We start from the raw sequence: 18,425 nt of genomic DNA, 5'->3' as shown, positions 1-18,425 counted from the left end.
TCCCATCCTGATATCGTTTGGTTCCCACTAGAGAAAAATAAACAAATCCCAATCGGAAAAGAAGATAATCCGGAAGAGTTCAGTATTCGATGGTTGATCAGAACAAGACTATATTATAGGCCTCATCTTTCTAAGATAAGATTCATTACTATTCCGGATTATCTTCTTTTCCGATTGGGATTTGTTTATTTTTCTCTAGTGGGAACCAAACGATATCAGGATGGGAATGATGCATGAAGGCTCTGCAAGATACACAATGTCCGCAGGAAGTTCCTTCAATACAAAGCACATGTCTTATAAATCTTTCTACAGCGGATTCTTTTCCTGTACCTTCCGGTCCATGGAAGATCAATAAAGGTGGAAGTAGTTCTGGTTGAGAGCTGTACTTTTTTAGAAATACAAGAGCTCTTTCTTGCCCTTGTATTTCTTCTATGCCGAAAGCGGAAGACATACTCTTTTATTCGATCTTAATAAACGGGAGTCAACCAGTGTTTGTAGTTTTGATTCTTTCCTACTACTAGGTCAAAGAATGTGGATTGTAATTTTTTGGTAATCGGTCCCATCTCTCCGGTGCCGATCTTTCTTTTATCCACTTCACTTACCCATGCGATCTGCACTCCTGTTCCGGAGAAGAAGATCTCGTCTGAAATATAAAGTTCGCTTCGAGTGATATCTCTTTCGATCACTTCGTATCCTAGGTCTTTCGCAATTTGTAAAACTGAACGTCTAGTGATCCCTTCTAGTAACGAAGAAGCGATAGAAGGAGTTATGATCTTTCCATCTCTTACTAAGAAGATATTTTCTGCGGACCCTTCACTCACAAATCCGCGACCGTCTAGAAAGATCGCTTCATCATAACCGTTTTGAACTGCTTCCGATTTTGCAAGAGCTGAGTTTACATATCCGCCGGAAACTTTGGATAAGGTAGGGATGACTGTGTCGTCGAATCTTCTCCAACTAGAAACCATTGTGGTTAATCCACGTTTTGTATCTAGATAATCATCCAACTCAAGAACATAGATCGCGAGTTCCGTAGGAACATCATGAAATCTAGGAGAAAGTTGTAGAGCGGAAGTGTATATGAAAGGTCTAAGATATACGTTTCTTCTATAGCCGGATTGTTTAAGAAGATCTAAGGTTATGTCCCGGAGTTCTTCCGGAGTTTTGTTACATTGCAACTGCATGATGCGAGTTGAATTCACGAGTCTTCTATAATGATCTAAGATTCTAAAGACATATAAATTGTCTGAACTAGAGTCATAATATCCTCGGATTCCTCCGAAGACCGTGGTCCCATATTGTAACGCATGAGTTTTGATGTTTATATTTGCTTCGGACTCGGGGACTATTTTTCCTTCGAAGTAAGAGAGTTTCTTGATGGATTCGGGCATGTACAGGGAACCTGAAAGTGATACTATTGATTACATGATTCTAAGCATAGGCTCTACTGTCGACTAATGATCGATAGAAAGAATTGCCTAATGTAAGAGTCGACAGGATGGAATGAGCTCTTCTTTTTTTCCCAATCGTTTTGATTGTGTGGTGGTCGGCGCGGGACATGCAGGTTCCGAAGCTGCCTATGTCGCATCTTTAGGTGGTGCGAAAACTTTATTAATCACAATGAACTTAGATACTATCGGACAGATGTCTTGCAATCCTGCGATCGGAGGAATTGCGAAAGGTCATATGGTCCGAGAAGTAGATGCTCTTGGTGGATTGATGGGAAAGGTAATCGATGCAACTGGTATTCAATTCAAGATGTTGAATACTTCCAAAGGTCCTAGTGTGTGGGCGCCTAGGGCTCAAGCAGAAAAGAAAGAATACCAACTGAAAGTAAAACATACACTTGAGTCCATTCAGAACTTATCTATCAGACAAGACACTGTAGAAGATCTATTGATCGAAGATGATCGAGTTGTAGGAGTTCGGACAGGAAGAGGGTTTGAGATTTTTACGAACCATTTGATCTTAACTACAGGAACATTCTTATCATCTATTGTTCATATTGGAACTTATCAGAAAGAAAACGGAAGATTCGGAGAACCTACTGTAAAAGGTCTCTCTCATTCACTCGCTAAATATAATTTAAAATTAGGAAGATTGAAGACTGGAACTCCGCCTAGGATCCATAAGAATTCAGTGAATCTTTCCGTGATGAGTCTTCAAGAAGGTGATCCGGATCCTTCTCCTTTTTCTTTTTCTACAAGTAAGATCACTCGTAGACAGATCCCTTGCTATATCACTTACACGAATGATAAAACTCATAAGTTAATCGGTGAAAATATTCATCTATCTCCTATGTATTCGGGTCAGATCAAATCGACCGGGCCTAGATATTGTCCTTCTATCGAAGATAAGGTTGTTCGGTTTGCAGATAGAGAAAGGCACCAAGTATTTTTGGAACCGGAAGGATACGATACACAAGAGATCTACTTAAACGGAGTATCTACTAGTCTTCCTGAAGAAGTACAATGGAAACTTGTTCGATCCATTGTTGGTTTAGAAGAAGCAGAGATCTTAAGACCTGGTTATGCAATCGAGTATGACTATGTGGATCCTACAGAATTAAAACCGACTTTGGAAACAAAGAAGATCAAAGGTCTATATCATGCAGGACAGATCAATGGAACAACCGGCTATGAAGAAGCAGCTGCTCAAGGTTTGGTCGCTGCTTATAGTGTACTTTCTTCATTAAAAGGAGAAGAGCCTATACTTTTCTCGAGAGGAGAATCTTATATCGGAGTTCTTGTAGATGATCTAGTTCACAAAGGAGTAGAAGATCCGTATAGAATGTTTACTTCTCGTGCGGAACATAGACTTCTTTTGAGACAAGACAATGCGGATCAAAGACTTATGAAGTACGGATATAAGATGGGTCTTGTTTCGGAAGAAACATTCTCCGAGATGACGAATCGATATAAGAAGATCTCCGAAGTGAAAGAGAAAATACAATCTACTCCTTTGAAACCAGTACCTGAGTTTGAATCTTTATTAGAAAGAAAAGGGATCCAAAATTTAAAATATGGAGCTAAGCTAGACTCTTTTTTGAAAAGACCTGAGATAAGTTTAGAAGATATAAAGTTCCTTCTTCCCGAGGCCGAATCGTTAACTGTTCAAGATAGAAAGGTCATCGAGATGGAGATCAAATACGAAGGGTATATTAAAAGAGAACAAGACACCATTGATTGGAAGAATAAGTATCTTACGACTCCGATACCTGAGACTATTGATTACTCTCTGGTCCCTGGAATTAAAAAAGAGGCGATCCAAAAACTTACCAAACATCGTCCTTTGAATTTGGAGAAGGCTGCTCAAATTTCAGGTGTAGATCCTAGTGATATAGATATGTTGCTCTTCTATATTAAAGGGAGAAAACCAAGTCCGGTTTGAGAGACTTTCTTTTACAACTTTAGCTAAGAAGAAGCCCCGGAATTTCTCCGGGGTTTTTTATTGGAGTCTGTTGTTTGATTCTACTTTGAACCGGGAAAATTCGTTTGTAGGAACTCCAACATACACGTTGCTGTTTTGTATAAAGAAATAGGAGGTATATGGTGCGCGTTTCACGTGAAACATCAGGTCTTCTCTAACCTGAAATTCATTGTTACTTTCCGACATTTCATTTTAATTAGCTCTTATGGATCCGAATCAGATTAAAGGTACGGAAGGATATGAAAAGTGTGTAGAAGAGTTTGTAACTGCAACGCTCAGCATTAATTTTTTTGATTTGCATAAAGACTTCTTAAGCTTCTTTCCAAAAAGTAAATCGATAGTGTTGGATCTAGGTGCCGGGATTGGTAGAGATGCTTCTCACCTTTTTAAAATGGGTTACACAGTTATCGCAGTCGAACCTCTAAAAGAATTCAGATCGAAAGGTTCTAGTTTATATTCTTTGGATAAAATTATTTGGATAGATGATTCTTTACCCGAACTTTCAGAACTTAAAGAGTATGATAACCGATTTGATTTCATTCTAGCTTCTGGAGTTTGGCATCATCTAAATGGAAAAGAGCAATCAATCTCGATAGGAAGAATTTCAGAACTTCTAAAACCGAATGGCATCTTTGCACTTTCACTCCGAAACGGGCCGGCGGGAGTAGGGACCCAAGTCTTTTCGACTGACAGCAATAGAACTGTGGAACTTGCTTCTAAGTTTGGTCTTTTGAACTTGTTACTGTTAGAAAATCAACCTAGCTTAATGAAGAATAAGAAAGAAGTAACCTGGTCAAGACTCGTATTTCAAAAAAGCAAAGTATAGGCTACTGCAGAAAGATATAAAAAAGGGAGGAACTAAGTCCTCCCTTCCTTTTGTTTCACGTGAAACGCGGGGTTTATTTTCCGTAAACAAGCTCGTGTGTTTTTTCAACCGCCCATTTATCTCCTTGTTTGACCAAGAAGGTGAATTGTTGCAAACGATTGTCCTTATCCCAGATCAATCGATTCATTCTTTCGATCGTTCCTTGAACATTCATACGGCTTAAGAGTTTTCCGTTCGAATCGAAAGTCAGAACAGTAGATGCAGCCTGCTGTTTATCTTCATTGTAAATGTTTTGTTGGAAGAGTCCCGGCTTATTCGGATCTTTTACTATAGCAAATCTTTCAGTGATTTTTGTGTCGGCCCATTCGGTTTGAGCTTCTCTTATTAAACCATTTTCTCCCCAAGAGAGAATAGTGCATGTTAGTATGTTCTTTCCGTTTTGATCTAACAGTTCAATGGAGGAAAGTACACCGGACTTATTATACCCGAAGACCTTCGCTTCCAGGTTCACTCCGTCCTTATTATAAAGTTCCTCTTTAGAAATTTTTCCGTCAGTATAGATGAACTTTGTGAAGCCGTCAGGTTTTCCATCCTTGCCGATATAGTTTTCTCTGATCAACTTTCCGGAAGGATCATATTCGTACTTCGCAGTATAGATCACATTACCTTTGGAGTCTTTTACTAACTCTTGGGTTGGCCCACCTTTCTCTAGACCCAGTACAATCCTATCAGTATGAGACCATTTCCCTGGAGTGAATGAGTAAGCAGGGGTTATATAAAGTAGAATGAATGAGAAGAATAGAACTCTTTTCAACATGGAGATTACCTCGTTCTAGACATCGACTATTTGTGTAAAATGTTAAGACTCTTTTTACGAATTTTGAACGGGTTTCTCCTATATGAGTTTGAAATTAAGGCGAGATAACTCGGCCTTTTCTTCTTAAAGTATCTGTAAGATTCTTGGAACCTCATATTATTTCATTCGGAAGCCTTAAGGAAATTATAACATCCGGCAAATGGAATAAAAGGAAAACTCCTTGCCGAAGTAAAATACCCGATTAATTTTTTACGGGCTTCTAAACCAAAAACATTAGGAGCGAGTAAAGAAAGAATATGTGGAGAGGAAATATGTCCCTCAAAAAAATCGGAATCACGGTCCTTGCTCTTATCGCGATTTTTCTAATTTATACGATCGCATTCACTGAAAAAGGGATCAATCCAATCCAGCCGGAAGCAAAAATTCCGGAACTAGATTACTCTTCTTTGAGCGAAGAAGCTGCGAAAGATCTTCAAGCCTATATTCGAATTGCGACGATCAGAGGAAGAGAAAGAGAGGGGGCCCAGTTTTTAAAATCTATTTTAGATAAACGAGGAATTCCATCTCGCATCATCGAATATCCTGGTAAACCTGATAGAGCTTCCTTAGTTGCGGAATTGAAAGGGAAAGATTCTACCAAAGAAGGTTTAATTCTTACAAGCCATATCGATGTGGTTGAAGCAGATGCAAAGGATTGGGATGAGCCTCCCTTCTCAGGTGTAAGAAAAGGAGATCGTATTCATGGACGAGGCGCTGTGGATGTTAAAGGTCTAGGCATCATGCAGTTACATGCGTTCATATTGATCCATGAGAAGAAGATCCCTCTAGAAAGAAATCTTATGTTCTTGGCGATCGCTGATGAAGAGAGTCGCTCAGAACATGGAGCGAGATTCTTAGTAGATAAACATAAAGAGATCTTTAAAGGTTATGAATATGTTTGGAATGAAGGTGGTACCGGTTCCAAAGATATCGCGATCAAAGGTTCTAAAGTTTTTAATATACAGCTCGCGGAAAAAGGTGCGGTTTGGTTGGACTTAAAAGCTAAGTCAATCCCTGGACATGGAAGTACTCCTCCAGTATCTTATGCAGCCAAGTCGATGTTGGAATTCCTACAAGATGTTCAGAACATCGGAAACAAAACAATGATCAAAGATGAGACTGCTGCTTTCTTTTATTCTCTTGGAGGCATCAGTAATTTTCCAGATTCATTCGTGCTAAAAAGATCTAGAAACCCAGTTCTCTTTTTAATTTTGAAAGGTGTGATCAACTCTAACAGACACTTAAGAGCGATGACACGTAACACTGTGAGTCTTACGGGTATAGATACTCATCCAGTTGGAATGAACGTGATCACTTCGGAAGCGATTGGAACAATAGACATTCGAATTCTTCCAGGCCAAGACGAGAAAAAGATCTTTGAAGAAGTAAAAGCGCTCGGTGAAAAATACGGAGTAGAAGTAACTGCTCGCCACTTGGAGTCCGGAAGTATTTCTCCTATGGATGGATTATTGTTCAGAGTACTTGCTGGAACGGTAACAGCGGTTGAGCCTGGATCCATCGCCACTCCATTCTTATCTCCTGGAACAACTGACAGTTCCTATCTCAGACAGATCGGATTAAAATGTTACGGTCTCATTCCTGCATTACTTTCCTCCGAAGAGATAGATGGGATTCATGGTAAGAACGAGAGCATGAGTGTTCCACAACTCAAGATGGGTATTGAAATTTTATTCAAATCTATCGTGGAATATAATTACCAAGTCGCAAAGTAGAATGACAGAAACAGAAACGAGTTCCCAAGAATTTTCACATGACCCGGAAGGAATCCAAGCCTCAGTAAAGTTCAGATTTCCGAATGATACTGATCGGATCCTTCCTCTATTCGATTGGGAACTTGTTTCATTATTCCTCTCCTTTTTAAAAGAGAAGAACCTAGAAGGTGGCTTCTTCTCTAAAAGAGACACTAACGAGATCTTAGATAGACATGTTTTAGAATCTATCTTTCATATTTATAAGATCCATTCAGTAATCGGATCGTTTAACAAGATGAAGGTGGGAGATGCAGGAACGGGTCCCGGTATTCCTGGCTTCTTCTTTCGTTGTTTAATTGAGAAAGAAAGACCTAAACTTATACTTCTAGATTCACAAAGAAGAAAGTTAGCTCATACTGAAAACTTCGTGAAAGAAAATGGAATTCAAGGTGTAGATTTCCTTTTTGCAAGGGCGGAGGACTGGAAAACAGACTGGAATTTGGGTGTTTCTAGGGGGTTTGTGCCCTACCCATGGAGTGCAGAAGTCTTATGCAGATGCATTTTAAAAGAGGGTTATTATGTCCCATTCATTGGGAAAGACGAGTTTGATGCAAAGATTGAAAAGAGCATCTTAACAAACTCAGGCTTTGAAGTAGAAAAGACCATATTATTATCCGAACTTGAATTTTTAGGCATGCGACATATTAAAGTCTTGAAAAAGGTCGGTTCGGCAAGGCAAGGTATCCCTAGAGCTTGGAAGCTTCTCGAAAAGGAGAGCAAAGAATTCTATGGGAAAGATCGTATCCATCAGTAATCAAAAGGGCGGTGTAGGAAAAACTACAACCTCCATTAATCTTGCGGCAAACCTTGCTGCGATCGGCAAAAAAGTTTTGATCGTGGATTTTGATCCCCAAGGAAACTCAGGATCCGGTTTAGGATTCGAGATCAATACTCTACCGAATACTTCTTATGAACTTTTGATCGGAGAGTCTTCCGCTGCAGAATGTATCAAAAGGACCGATATCGAAAATCTTCATATCATCCCTTCCAATATCAATTTGTCCGGTGCAGAAGCGGATCTATTGGGTGAAGAAAATCGTGAGTTTCGTTTAAAAGACGCGATCGGGCATCTAAGAACCGAGTATGATTATATTCTGATCGATTGTCCTCCTTCTCTCGGAGTTCTTACAATCAATGCTTTATCTGCTGCGGATAGTGTGATGATCACTCTTCAAACTGAATATTTCGCGTTGGAAGGGCTGACTCAGCTTATGAAGATCATTTCTCTTGTTCAGGAAAAATTGAATCCTTCTCTTGAGTTGGAAGGTGTACTTCTGACAATGTTCGATAAGAGAACCAATCTTGCTCAGCAAGTCGCAGAAGATGTTAAAGCATATTTTAAAGAGAAAGTATATACTACTGTTATTCCTAGAAATATTAAACTTTCGGAAGCTCCTTCTTTCGGTAAATCCATTCTTTCCTATGATCCGGAAGGGATTGGAGCTCAAAGTTATAGAAGTCTAGCATTAGAAGTTGCCGGTAAAAATTAATGAGTGCTAGTGCGAAACCTAAAGCATTGGGAAGGGGACTTGGTAATTTAATCCCTGTATCCGAAGAAAAATCTTTTAAAGAAGCAGGCGGAGAAGGTTCTCTGAAAGAGATTAAACTCTCTGATATCCGTCCAAACCCGGACCAACCAAGAAGAACTTTTAATGAAGAATCTTTAAAGGAACTTGCCGAGACGATCAAAGCTCATGGTGTGATCCAACCGATCGTAGTAAAAGATACAGGTTCAGGTTATGAAATCATCTCCGGCGAAAGAAGATACCGTGCTTGCAAGATTGCTGGTTTTATAAAAATCCCAGTCGTAGTTAAAAAAGCGAATGTCCAACAAACTTTGGAAATGGCGCTTATCGAAAATATTCAAAGAGAAAATCTAAACCCGATTGAAGAAGCATTAGCTTACAAAACTCTTTCTGAAAAGTCAGGTTTAAAAATTACGGATATCGCTTCTAGAGTAGGAAAGAATAGAGCAACTGTTTCTAATCTAATTCGTCTTTTACAATTGCCTGATTCGGTAATGGATCTAGTTAAAAACGGAAGAATTTCAGAAGGACATGCTCGTCCTCTTCTTTCGATTGCGGATCGTAAAAAGACGGAACAACTTGCTTACCAAATTGCTGAGAAAGGTTTAACCGTTCGTCAGGTTGAAGATATCGTATCCAATCTTACGGAAGAAGCTCCAGTTCGTGAGAAGAAAAAATCCAAACGTAAAGAAGTGGATATCGTAGAATTAGAGAATAAGTTCCGCAAAAAATATTCTATGAAAGTGGACATCGCCCACAACTCTTCTTCCGGAAAGGGAAAGCTAAGCATTAATTATCCTAGCTTGGATGCTTTACAAAAAGTTTTAGACGCTTTAGGCCTCTAATCGATGAATTCATCTGAATCGGAGTTTTATCATACTCTTAGAGTACGTTATTCCGAGATAGATGCTCAAGCAGTCGTTTTTAACGCGCATTATCTAACTTATTTCGATACCGCTTTGAATGAATACATGCGGTTCTTAAAGTACGATTATAAAGAAGAACTAGAAAAGAACGGTTTAGACTTCGTAGTTACTCGTTCTTTGATCGAGTATAAATCTCCTGCCAGATTTGATGAAGAATTGAAAATTCATATAAAAGCAGGAGAAGTCAAACCTGCAAGTATCCGCTGGGATATTCAAGTGCGTAAGTTGGAGGATGATACTTTAGTTTGTATTGGAGAATTGACTTGGGCTTTTTTACAGATGGGATCTAGGAAGCCTGCAAAACTTCCAGAGATATTTAAGAATCTAGGAACGAATTCTTAATTCATTAGATCCACGAGTAGTCCGCGGATATCTTCCATTCTTTTCATCAGATCAAAAGTGGAATTCTCAGGATGGATAATGAAGTCTGCGAGAGTTTGGATCTTATCGTCCACGATCTGAACCACTTGGTATACTTTTTCAGACCCACCTCTTGCTCTAGTCCTTAAAGTTTCCAAACTTGTATTTCTATCCATCACTTCTTTTAGGATACCTTGAACGATCCTCTTGTATACTTCGAGGTTAGCATATGTAGGCGATTTTAGAAAATTTCTCTCTGCGTCAGGGAGATCTCTAAGAAGGGAATTTAGATCTCTTGTTCTTTCTTGGTTATAAGGAAGTAGATGTTCTACTAATTCGAAAAACTCATTCTTAGAATCGGGAATTCGATCATCTGAAACTGAACTAGGAACTGGCTGGTATAAGGAAGAACTTAAGGAAAGTCCAAAGTCTCTTTTTCTACGTGATTCTGTGCGAGGGTCTTTTTGTGATTGGATCTTCAATGAGTGGTCGGGTTAATCTTACAATTTCCCTCGAATTGTACTCCCTCTTCCATTACCACTTTAGGAGTGATGATATCACCTTTCATGCGGCAACTTGCGAGTAGAGTCACTCGTTCCGATGCGAAAATATTCCCATTAATTTCACCACCGGCAACGACAATACGGGCCTTAATATCCGTATCGACGATTCCGGTCTTTCCGATTAGGACTTTTCCGTCGGTTTTTATGGTTCCTCTGAAAATCCCATCGATACGAAGTAGCCCGGAAAGTTTGAACTCTCCACTGAACTCGGCTCCTTCGCCAATGATACTATTTACTGCTAATTGCTCTTCTGTATGGGCCATCAGTCTTGGATCTGGTTCAAGAATGCAAACGGATCAATCGCTCTAGTGCCCACATGAATTTCATAATGAAGACTGTATTGAGGACTGTTTTCCGATTTTCCAACGAAACCTAAAACTTCGTTTTTAGAGATCTGTTGGTTGGCTTTCACTTTTACACGATCCAGATTGGAGTAAATCGTTTTCCAACCGAACTTATGAGCTACTTTTACAAAATATCCGGTATTACGCGTATATCCGATCTCATAGACGGTTCCGGGTGCGGTGGCAACTACTTCGGATCCGGCAAAGGCTCCGATATCCAATCCGTTATTAAAATCTCTTCGAGCGGTTACAGGATTTAAATATTCTCCATAAGGATACAGAACATAACCTTTTACCGGCCAAATGGATGGGGTTTGACGGATTAGATTTTTACGTTTTTTTAATATACTTATGATTTCTTGAGTAAGCTCATTCGCTACTTTAAGATTGTGAACGTCTTCTTTCAGTCTGAAAACTTCTGCACCTGGAGCTAAATTCTTGTCTGAATTTAATCCGAGCTTTTCTGCTCCGCCGATTCCTTTTGCTACTTTGGAATTGTCTCCGGTCAATCGTCCATAAAGAGCGCCCACATGATTATGATAGTACTCTACGTGCTCATGAAGACCGTTGATCTCTTCTTTCATTTTTGCGGATTGACGAATGAAGTCTTGGTTAGATAAATTTAATTCGGTTAATTGGTGAATGGAGCCTGAATGGCTAAGAACGTTTACTGAACTGATAAGAAGGAGAACTAAAATAGTTCCGATGAAAATGGTGATCGCTCTGTAAGAGATATGAAAGTTGATCGTTTTCTGTTCGGAGTGAGGGATCACCATAACAGTGAGTCTCTCTTTTCCTTTTTTATTCCAATTAGCGATCTTAATATCAAGTTTCAGCTTTAGATCTTGGTATTTGTATCTAAGCCGATAATAAAGTAATGCAAGATAGGATTTAAGATTCACCACTTATGTCCCAAACCAACGAGTTTCCTCGTTCCGTCGTTATGCTGTAAGGATTCTAAAAAATTCTCTTTTCAGTCAATACAAATCATGAAAACTGCCTTTTAAAAGCCGTTTTCACATGTACTCAATCATAGACACGCATTGCCATCTAGATATTATACAAGAGCAAGGCCAGGATATTGCAGAATCACTAAAAAAAGCAAAAGAATCCGGTATAAAAAAGATCGTCCAAATCGGGATCGACCTTGAGAGTTCGATTAGAGCGAAAGGTTTATCTGAAAAATTTTCAGATGAAGAGATAGAGATCTTTTATTCCATCGGATGTCATCCAACAGAGACACATGAATTTCCCAAAAAAGAGGAAATTTTGACACTAGTCAAAGAAAGTATTACAGACCGCAGGTTATCCGCCATCGGAGAGATCGGTTTGGATTATTATCATGACGCATCGACTAAAGCGTATCAGGCGGATGTGCTTCATTCTTTCTTGGAAGCTTCTGCTCAGTATTCTCTTCCTGTTGTGATCCATTCTAGAGATGCTGCAGAAGATACAATTTCTATTTTAAAAGAGCATAGAGACAAAGCCTTTGGTGTGATCCATTGTTTTACTTATGATTATCCTACTGCGAAGAAGCTTGTCGATCTAGGATACTATATTTCTTTTTCCGGGATCGTTGCTTTTAAGAACGCGAGAGATATTCAGGAAGCAGCAGAGAAACTTCCTTTAGAATCTATGCTAATAGAAACGGATGCTCCATTCTTAGCTCCTCCTCCATTCAGAGGAAAAAGAAATGAGCCTTCTTATACAAAATTTGTTTTGGAAAAAATGTTCTCCTTAAGAAAAGAAACGAACTCCGAAGTAGAAAAGACCTTATTCAATAATTCCTTAAAATTCACGCAAAGGAAGGCGTATCATCATGATTGATCTGAAATATATTACCGATAACACTGAAGAATTAAAAGCGAACTTAGAACTTAGAGGTTTTAAAGATCTCGCCGTCTTAGACCAACTTGCAGATATCATTCATAAGAGAAAAAATCTTCAGAAAGAAGCGGATGTTTTTAGAGAAGAAAGAAATAAAGCAAGTAAAGAGATTGGAAAAGTAAAACAGGCAGGTGGAGATATCGCTGCGGCGTCCGCAGCAGTAAAAGAGATCGGAGATAAGATCAAAAAGATTGAAGACGAGTTGGAATCTTTTGAAACCAAACTTCTCGAAATCAATTTGGGACTACCGAATATTCTAGATAAAGACGTTCCTGTCGGTAAAAACGAACATGATAATAAGATCCTGTATGAAGTGGGTGAAGTTCGTGATTATAAATTTACTCCAAAGCCGCATTTTGAATTGGGAGAGGCTTTAGGTTGGTTCGATTTCGAAAAAGGAGTAAAACTTGCAGGAGCAAGAGCTTACACTTATTTCGGGCAAGGTGCTAAATTAGAAAGAGCTCTGGCGAATTTTATGCTCGAGACACATACTAACGAGCATGGATACACTGAAGTTTGGGTACCTGTCGTAGTAAACGACGAGTCTATGACTACTACTGGTCAGTATCCAAAATTCAAAGACGAATATTATAGATTAGAAAGGGATGAATTGAATTTGATCCCGACTGCTGAAGTTCCTCTTACAAATTTGTATAGAGATGAGATCATTCAGGACAATCTTTTACCGATCTCGATCACAGCTCATACTTCTTGTTTTAGAAGAGAAGCGGGTTCTTACGGAAAAGACACAAGAGGTTTAGTGCGAGTTCACCAATTCCAAAAAGTGGAACTTGTAAAGTTTGCTCGTCCTGAAGATTCCGAAGAAGAGCATAAGAAGATGCTTTCTCATGCGGAGAATATTCTGAAAAAGCTGGGTATTCGTTATAGAGTGATGCTTTTATGTAGCGGAGATATTTCCGCTGCCTCTTCTAAAACCTATGATTTGGAAGTTTGGATGCCTGGCCTAAATCGTTGGATGGAAATTTCTTCCGTTTCAAATTTCAAAGATTTCCAAGCAAGACGTGGTAAGATCCGTTACAAAACCAAAGATGGAAAAAATCAATTAGTCCATACTCTGAATGGATCCGGTTTGGCCATCGGAAGAACCCTCGCTGCAGTGATTGAAACTTATCAAAAAGAAGACGGAACGATAGAGTTTCCCGAAGTTTTGAAGAAGTATCTCTGATTTTTCTACGAAAAAGTATCAGGTTTTTTTCCAAAATACAGATAGTTAGAGTATGGCCCTTCAAAACCATACTCTAACTTCCAGAAATTCTGTAGCAATTCTCTCATTTGTTTTATATTTCTTCTTCTCACTTTTTAATGTATCCGCAGCAGAAGATTCTTCCATCCAAGGAAAGGTAGCTCCTTTAAAAGGAGATATCAATACTTCTTTAAACGAATTCGGGATCAGCCTTTCCGAAGACGGCAATACTCTATACTATTATTCAAAAAGACAGAATTCTAATTATTCAGATCTATACAAATCGGTTAAGAAAAAGGATGGTTGGAGTTCCGGCATCGAGATCTCCGAATTGAATTCTCAGTATGATGATCAGAGCCCTTTTATTGTAGGAGATGAAAAAGCCTTAATCTTTTCCTCAAATAGAGACGGAAGTATAGAATTTAGAATGGGATCCGGAAAGATCGGAGTCTCTAGAGATCTGTATTTTTCAGCCAATAAGAATGGGAATTGGGATAAGCCAACTAGATTACCTTTAGAAGTGAATTCTCCTGCGATCGAAGAGAATCCTTTTTTAGCCGGAAGCTACTTGTTCTTCACAAGATATCCGTTCGGAAAAGTAGCAGAGTCTGATATCTATATTTCAGAATATAAAGATGGTTCTTGGGGAAAGGCAATTCGTATGGAAAGTCCGATCAATACCGAACATGCTGAAATCGCGGCAACTTTGAGTAGAGATGGAAAATATTTATATTTCTCTTCCAACCGCCCTGGCGGTTACGGAGGATTAGATATTTATAAAATAGAGATCAAGGAAGACGGCACTTTTTCTTCTGCCATAAATTTAGGTCCCGTAATTAATACTGCTGGGGACGAAGCCTTTTATACTGAAACTCCCGATGGTAAGAACGCATACTTTTGCAGATTAGTGAAAGAAGGTGGGAATTACGACATTTATGAATTTTCTGTCAACGAATGGGAAGAACTGAAGAAGAACAAAAAAATCTCCTTGGAATCTATTCATTTTAAAACCGGGTCTTATGAAATTCAGGAAGAATCATTTTCTATCTTGGATAAACTGGTGGAATTTTTAAAAGAAAATCCATCTATCCGTTTGAAAATCACCGGTCATACGGATCTTCACGGAGATCGTGGCGATAATTTGGAACTTAGCCGCAATCGAGCTTCCTCAGTACGAGATTATTTGGTTAAAAAAGGGATCGGAAGTTCCCGTTTTACTACCGACGGTAAAGGAAGTAATGAACCGATTTATCCGGAAAAAAACCCGGAAACAGATGTCAAGAACCGCAGGACCGAATTTCAAATTTTAGAATAGACTAAAAACTCCTTTAACAACCGGAAGATGCCGATAACCTAGGTATCATGAAAATGCGGAAGCAGTTTCAGGCAGCGATCCTTTCGATCTTTATCATATTAAGTTCTGCCGACTTGTACGCGCAGAACAAACCCTTGTCTTCTAGACTTGATCTGATCCTTGCCAAAAAGGAATTGGTTGTAGGAGTCAATCGGGTATATGAGCCTTTTTATATCCAAGATGCGAAGGAAGGATATCCGGGTTTCGATATGGAACTCGCGAAATTGTACGCAGATTATTTGGGGGTCGCCCTAAAGATTAAACCTCTTAAAACCTTTCGACAATTTTCGGATGAAATTGCGGCAGGCACGATTGATATCGCTTTGGCAGGAATGTCCACCGATCTAAGTAGAGGTAAATCGGTTACTTTTTCTGATCCATATTTACTGACTACTCCTGCTGGGCTTGTAAATAAAAGATCTCTTCCCCCAGAGCCGGAAGGAAGTATCGTAACCACTAGAACATTTAAATCGATCGATGATCTCGCAGTTATAAATGCTCTTTCTTTTTCCGTTCGATCCAATACCACAAATCATAATTATCTTTTAAGAAAATTCGGTAAAAACCAAATTTACAGTTATTTATCCGATTCCATTGCGATCGACGCATTAACAAAAGGAAATGTAATTTGTTTCGTCGCAGATAGTTTATATATATTGTCTCTTCTTCAGAAACAACCTAGTTTAAAAGCGAGCTACGTTGCCTTAGTCAATCCTGTAATGGATGAATATATCAGCGCGGCTTTACCTTTGAATGACCTTATCTTTGCTGATAATTTTAATTTCTTCGTGAAGGAACTTAAGAGAACGGGAGTGATAGAAGGTTTACGCTCTAAATATTTTCTAGGAAGCAGTTGGGTAAAATAATCCGTGTTTGGATCTTCGTTTCAAAAAATCCGAATTTTCATCTACGTTTTCTTTATCACGGGGATTTCTTTGTCCGCGCAAGAGGTGGAAGAAAAGACTAAGATAGACTTCCAAGGAAATTACAGGGTTCGTGGTTTTAGTTTGGGAAGGGATATTTATACCTCTAGGCAAACTCCTGTAACACCTTATAATCGACAAACATTCTTAAATCAGTATAACCAAGATACTCTTACCAAATTCCAAAATGAATTGGCCGCTAGGGAGAAAGGTTATCCGAGTACTCTCAGTCCTCAAAAAGAAGATACTACATACTACGATACTAGGATGACCTTGAATATGAACTTTTCCACTTCGAAATATTTCGAAGCATTGGTTGGTGTTCAGATTGGGGATATTATTTTCGGGGGAAGAGGAGTAAATCAATCTTCTAATGTTGGTCCTGGACAAGGTGGAGAGGCAAGTTTTAGTTCTGCGGTGAATATGCAGACGAACTTTCTCTATCTGAATTTTAAATTACCTGAAAGAAGTTTTACAGCAAGAGTTGGACTTCAACTTTTTACTTCTGCCCAAGGTAGGGTCGTATTCGTTCCTGGAACAGGAGTCAATCTTACAAAAGATATCAGAGATTGGAATACTACTATAGAAGGTGGTTGGTTTGTCGCAAAGCAGAACAATCTAACTGACTTAGATAAGAATACTTTCGCCGATAAAAATTATCAAGGTTCTAACGTTTACTTTTATAAGATCAAGACTAGCTTCTTCAATAACGCTAAGCATGAATTGTACAGTTTTTATTTAGATGATAATCTCAGAGATATACAAGATGTTAATGGTGTTTACGGTCTCGTATCCCGGACTAGTGAAACGAATCAGCTCTTCTGGCATGGCCTTTTTAATGAATTCAATTTTTCCGATTTTACCTTAACTGTTCATGGGATCTACAACCACGGAACGGTTAAATCTCTGAATCCTTATAGAGATGCAGAGGGAGACGAAGTACAGCGTAAATACGATCTATATAAGATCAAGGGTGGATTTTTCGATATGTCACTCTCGTATCGTTATAATGAATCCTTAAGTTTTACGATGATGGGATCCGGATCCACAGGTAGGCCGGGTTACGAAAAGGATGGGACCAGATCCAATTTGCACGGAAACGGATATCGAACCTTGTTTCCAGGATATTCACTTTCAAACATTGCGAATGACTTCACAGGAGGTTACGCATTATTCTCCGGTAGAGATATGAGTGGATTGTACGAGTATGGGATTTTTACGGATATCGTTCTTTCAGGTCCTTTGGTTTTAACTCTAGGTTATTATAGATTGTATGGAACTAAGTCACCTTTGATCGATAATAATCGCTTCTATAATGAAGAGAATTTTTATCATACATCCGCATATTTCGGTCAGGAATATAATTTGAACTTAAGATGGAGTGCATTCAGAGATATGCAGATCCTTCTTCGTTCCGGTTATTTTATCGCGGGTAACGGTTTAAAAGCGTATTTAGATACGACTCAGGGAACGATCCTAAGAGAATTATTCGTAACTGCAGAACACAGATTTTAGAGTTTTAACCTAGAACGAATTGCTCTACCTAGAGTGTATTGGTCAGCCAATTCAATAGAACCACCTACGGTGATTCCGTACGCGATCCTTGTTACAGACACATTATGATTTTTTAATTGATGGTTCAAGTAATCGGCGGTGGCATCTCCTTCCAAAGTTGGATTTGTAGCCACTAACACTTCTTTTAGATCTTCCGGTTCGATCCGGCTTAATAATTCTCTGATCCTGAGATCTTGAGGCCCGATCCCTTCCAAAGGAGAAATCACTCCGTTTAGCACATGGTATCTTCCTCTGAATTCTCCGGTATTCTCTATAAAGAATACGTCTTCAGGTTGTTCCACTACGCATACTGTATGACTGTCTCTTTTTTCTGAGAGGCATAGATCACAGATTTCTTCTTCGGAGTAAGAGCCGCAGCGAGAACAGAATCGGATCCTACCTTTGACTTCGGATAAACTTTGGATAAAACCGTTGAATACTGCCGGGTCTTGACGCAATAAATGAAAACTGATTCGGTAGGCACTTTTTTTTCCGATCCCAGGAAGAGAGGAAAGTGCATTTACCATTCCTTCGATTAAATGTTCAGCCAAGGTTGCCGCCGAATAATTTAGAAATTTCCGAAAGATCAAATCCACCGGTGATGGATTTTAACTCGTGCTCCGCAGATTGTTTCGCTTTTTGAAGAGCATCGTTTGTTGCTGCGATCATAAGATCTTCCAACATCTTGTTGTCTTCCGAATCGAATAAAGCACGGTTGATCTTAACATCTACGATCGTTCCATCACCTGTAGAAGTTACCTGGACCATTCCGGCACCTGCATCTCCGACTACTCTTAGACTAGAGATCCTTTTTTTTACTTCTTCCATCTTTCCGCGCATTTCTCCCATTCTGGAAAAAAGTTCGGAGGCATTCTTTAAATTTTCAAACATGATCTTATAC

General features: G+C 39.1%; 19 protein-coding genes and 2 pseudogenes. 13 read left to right on the top strand and 8 right to left on the bottom strand.

Features of this window, described 5'->3' with window-relative positions:
• A pseudogene (locus tag EHQ64_RS20315) lies at positions 1 to 237 on the top strand (hypothetical protein); the annotation flags it as partial.
• Here EHQ64_RS20315 and EHQ64_RS08415 read toward each other — a convergent pair.
• Positions 152 to 451: pseudogene (locus tag EHQ64_RS08415) on the bottom strand (hypothetical protein); the annotation flags it as partial. The pseudogenes EHQ64_RS20315 and EHQ64_RS08415 sit on opposite strands and share 86 nt — an antisense overlap.
• 16 nt (positions 452 to 467) lie before the next feature.
• On the bottom strand, positions 468 to 1,391 hold the full coding sequence (locus tag EHQ64_RS08410; protein WP_135649043.1) for a branched-chain amino acid transaminase: 924 nt from the start codon (positions 1,389 to 1,391) through the stop codon (positions 468 to 470).
• A gap of 112 nt (positions 1,392 to 1,503) precedes the next feature.
• On the opposite strand from EHQ64_RS08410, the gene mnmG reads away from it, so the two are divergent.
• Positions 1,504 to 3,390, top strand: a complete 1,887-nt coding sequence (mnmG, locus tag EHQ64_RS08405; protein WP_135649042.1) for a tRNA uridine-5-carboxymethylaminomethyl(34) synthesis enzyme MnmG — start codon at positions 1,504 to 1,506, stop codon at positions 3,388 to 3,390.
• Positions 3,391 to 3,634: 244 nt separating this feature from the next.
• On the top strand, positions 3,635 to 4,255 hold the full coding sequence (locus tag EHQ64_RS08400; RefSeq protein WP_135649041.1) for a class I SAM-dependent methyltransferase: 621 nt from the start codon (positions 3,635 to 3,637) through the stop codon (positions 4,253 to 4,255).
• A gap of 73 nt (positions 4,256 to 4,328) precedes the next feature.
• Here EHQ64_RS08400 and EHQ64_RS08395 read toward each other — a convergent pair whose 3' ends face one another.
• Positions 4,329 to 5,072, bottom strand: a complete 744-nt coding sequence (locus EHQ64_RS08395; RefSeq protein ID WP_135649040.1) for a hypothetical protein — start codon at positions 5,070 to 5,072, stop codon at positions 4,329 to 4,331.
• 311 nt (positions 5,073 to 5,383) lie between these two features.
• Between EHQ64_RS08395 and EHQ64_RS08390 the strand changes: the two genes are divergently transcribed.
• Genes EHQ64_RS08390 through EHQ64_RS08370 form a run of 5 tightly spaced genes read left to right on the top strand, consistent with a single transcriptional unit; the run spans position 5,384 to position 9,677 of the window.
• A complete protein-coding gene (locus EHQ64_RS08390) occupies positions 5,384 to 6,844 on the top strand; it encodes a M20/M25/M40 family metallo-hydrolase (RefSeq protein ID WP_135649039.1) in 1,461 nt (486 codons plus the stop codon).
• 1 nt (position 6,845) lies between these two features.
• The gene (locus tag EHQ64_RS08385) at positions 6,846 to 7,637 is read left to right on the top strand and encodes an RsmG family class I SAM-dependent methyltransferase (protein WP_135649038.1); all 792 of its coding nucleotides are present in this window, start codon (positions 6,846 to 6,848) and stop codon (positions 7,635 to 7,637) included.
• Positions 7,612 to 8,373, top strand: a complete 762-nt coding sequence (locus EHQ64_RS08380; RefSeq protein WP_135649037.1) for a ParA family protein — start codon at positions 7,612 to 7,614, stop codon at positions 8,371 to 8,373. Before EHQ64_RS08385 ends, EHQ64_RS08380 begins: the two co-directional genes overlap by 26 nt.
• On the top strand, positions 8,373 to 9,254 hold the full coding sequence (locus EHQ64_RS08375; protein WP_135649036.1) for a ParB/RepB/Spo0J family partition protein: 882 nt from the start codon (positions 8,373 to 8,375) through the stop codon (positions 9,252 to 9,254). The genes EHQ64_RS08380 and EHQ64_RS08375 overlap by 1 nt, the downstream gene beginning before the upstream one ends.
• A gap of 3 nt (positions 9,255 to 9,257) precedes the next feature.
• Positions 9,258 to 9,677 (top strand): acyl-CoA thioesterase, encoded by a 420-nt coding sequence (locus tag EHQ64_RS08370; RefSeq protein ID WP_135649035.1) that lies wholly within the window; start codon positions 9,258 to 9,260, stop codon positions 9,675 to 9,677.
• On the opposite strand, the gene EHQ64_RS08365 is transcribed toward EHQ64_RS08370, so the two are convergent.
• From EHQ64_RS08365 to EHQ64_RS08355, 3 genes are read right to left on the bottom strand one after another with little or no spacing between them, the layout of a single operon-like run.
• A complete protein-coding gene (locus tag EHQ64_RS08365; RefSeq protein ID WP_135649034.1) occupies positions 9,674 to 10,177 on the bottom strand; it encodes a YaaR family protein in 504 nt (167 codons plus the stop codon). The two genes, EHQ64_RS08370 and EHQ64_RS08365, sit on opposite strands and share 4 nt — an antisense overlap.
• The gene (locus EHQ64_RS08360) at positions 10,174 to 10,521 is read right to left on the bottom strand and encodes a bactofilin family protein (protein WP_135649033.1); all 348 of its coding nucleotides are present in this window, start codon (positions 10,519 to 10,521) and stop codon (positions 10,174 to 10,176) included. Before EHQ64_RS08360 ends, EHQ64_RS08365 begins: the two co-directional genes overlap by 4 nt.
• Positions 10,521 to 11,504, bottom strand: coding sequence for a M23 family metallopeptidase (locus EHQ64_RS08355; protein WP_135649032.1), 984 nt, complete (start codon positions 11,502 to 11,504; stop codon positions 10,521 to 10,523). The genes EHQ64_RS08360 and EHQ64_RS08355 overlap by 1 nt, the downstream gene beginning before the upstream one ends.
• Positions 11,505 to 11,622: 118 nt before the next feature.
• On the opposite strand from EHQ64_RS08355, the gene EHQ64_RS08350 reads away from it, so the two are divergent.
• From EHQ64_RS08350 to EHQ64_RS08330, 5 genes are read left to right on the top strand one after another with little or no spacing between them, the layout of a single operon-like run.
• Positions 11,623 to 12,429, top strand: coding sequence for a TatD family hydrolase (locus EHQ64_RS08350; protein WP_135649031.1), 807 nt, complete (start codon positions 11,623 to 11,625; stop codon positions 12,427 to 12,429).
• The gene (gene serS, locus EHQ64_RS08345) at positions 12,422 to 13,675 is read left to right on the top strand and encodes a serine--tRNA ligase (protein WP_135649030.1); all 1,254 of its coding nucleotides are present in this window, start codon (positions 12,422 to 12,424) and stop codon (positions 13,673 to 13,675) included. Before EHQ64_RS08350 ends, serS begins: the two co-directional genes overlap by 8 nt.
• 52 nt (positions 13,676 to 13,727) lie before the next feature.
• Positions 13,728 to 15,008, top strand: a complete 1,281-nt coding sequence (locus tag EHQ64_RS08340; protein ID WP_135649029.1) for an OmpA family protein — start codon at positions 13,728 to 13,730, stop codon at positions 15,006 to 15,008.
• Between the two features lie 47 nt (positions 15,009 to 15,055).
• Positions 15,056 to 15,913: a substrate-binding periplasmic protein gene (locus EHQ64_RS08335; RefSeq protein WP_425460403.1), complete on the top strand. Its 858-nt coding sequence runs from the start codon at positions 15,056 to 15,058 to the stop codon at positions 15,911 to 15,913.
• Between the two features lie 3 nt (positions 15,914 to 15,916).
• On the top strand, positions 15,917 to 17,485 hold the full coding sequence (locus EHQ64_RS08330; protein ID WP_135649028.1) for a hypothetical protein: 1,569 nt from the start codon (positions 15,917 to 15,919) through the stop codon (positions 17,483 to 17,485).
• On the opposite strand, the gene recR is transcribed toward EHQ64_RS08330, so the two are convergent.
• Entirely contained in the window at positions 17,482 to 18,075 is a 594-nt protein-coding gene (recR, locus tag EHQ64_RS08325; protein WP_135649027.1) for a recombination mediator RecR, read from the bottom strand. The two genes, EHQ64_RS08330 and recR, sit on opposite strands and share 4 nt — an antisense overlap.
• Positions 18,068 to 18,415, bottom strand: a complete 348-nt coding sequence (locus EHQ64_RS08320) for a YbaB/EbfC family nucleoid-associated protein (protein WP_135649026.1) — start codon at positions 18,413 to 18,415, stop codon at positions 18,068 to 18,070. The genes recR and EHQ64_RS08320 overlap by 8 nt, the downstream gene beginning before the upstream one ends.
• Between the last annotated feature and the right edge of the window lie 10 nt (positions 18,416 to 18,425).

This window comes from Leptospira sarikeiensis (assembly GCF_004769615.1).
GTDB lineage: Bacteria > Spirochaetota > Leptospiria > Leptospirales > Leptospiraceae > Leptospira_B > Leptospira_B sarikeiensis.
The sequence above is the reverse complement of the archived record's forward strand: the minus strand, read 5'-3'. Positions and strand labels throughout refer to the sequence as shown.

Excerpts from the sequence above, each read along its gene's own strand:
- EHQ64_RS08410 (WP_135649043.1), bottom strand. The coding sequence starts at position 1,391 with ATGCCCGAATCCATCAAGAAACTCTCTTACTTCGAAGGAAAAATAGTC.
- mnmG (WP_135649042.1), top strand. The coding sequence starts at position 1,504 with ATGAGCTCTTCTTTTTTTCCCAATCGTTTTGATTGTGTGGTGGTCGGC.
- EHQ64_RS08400 (WP_135649041.1), top strand. The coding sequence starts at position 3,635 with ATGGATCCGAATCAGATTAAAGGTACGGAAGGATATGAAAAGTGTGTA.
- EHQ64_RS08395 (WP_135649040.1), bottom strand. The coding sequence starts at position 5,072 with ATGTTGAAAAGAGTTCTATTCTTCTCATTCATTCTACTTTATATAACC.
- EHQ64_RS08390 (WP_135649039.1), top strand. The coding sequence starts at position 5,384 with ATGTCCCTCAAAAAAATCGGAATCACGGTCCTTGCTCTTATCGCGATT.
- EHQ64_RS08385 (WP_135649038.1), top strand. The coding sequence starts at position 6,846 with ATGACAGAAACAGAAACGAGTTCCCAAGAATTTTCACATGACCCGGAA.
- EHQ64_RS08380 (WP_135649037.1), top strand. The coding sequence starts at position 7,612 with ATGGGAAAGATCGTATCCATCAGTAATCAAAAGGGCGGTGTAGGAAAA.
- EHQ64_RS08375 (WP_135649036.1), top strand. The coding sequence starts at position 8,373 with ATGAGTGCTAGTGCGAAACCTAAAGCATTGGGAAGGGGACTTGGTAAT.
- EHQ64_RS08370 (WP_135649035.1), top strand. The coding sequence starts at position 9,258 with ATGAATTCATCTGAATCGGAGTTTTATCATACTCTTAGAGTACGTTAT.
- EHQ64_RS08360 (WP_135649033.1), bottom strand. The coding sequence starts at position 10,521 with ATGGCCCATACAGAAGAGCAATTAGCAGTAAATAGTATCATTGGCGAA.
- EHQ64_RS08350 (WP_135649031.1), top strand. The coding sequence starts at position 11,623 with ATGTACTCAATCATAGACACGCATTGCCATCTAGATATTATACAAGAG.
- serS (WP_135649030.1), top strand. The coding sequence starts at position 12,422 with ATGATTGATCTGAAATATATTACCGATAACACTGAAGAATTAAAAGCG.
- EHQ64_RS08340 (WP_135649029.1), top strand. The coding sequence starts at position 13,728 with ATGGCCCTTCAAAACCATACTCTAACTTCCAGAAATTCTGTAGCAATT.
- EHQ64_RS08335 (WP_425460403.1), top strand. The coding sequence starts at position 15,056 with ATGAAAATGCGGAAGCAGTTTCAGGCAGCGATCCTTTCGATCTTTATC.
- EHQ64_RS08320 (WP_135649026.1), bottom strand. The coding sequence starts at position 18,415 with ATGTTTGAAAATTTAAAGAATGCCTCCGAACTTTTTTCCAGAATGGGA.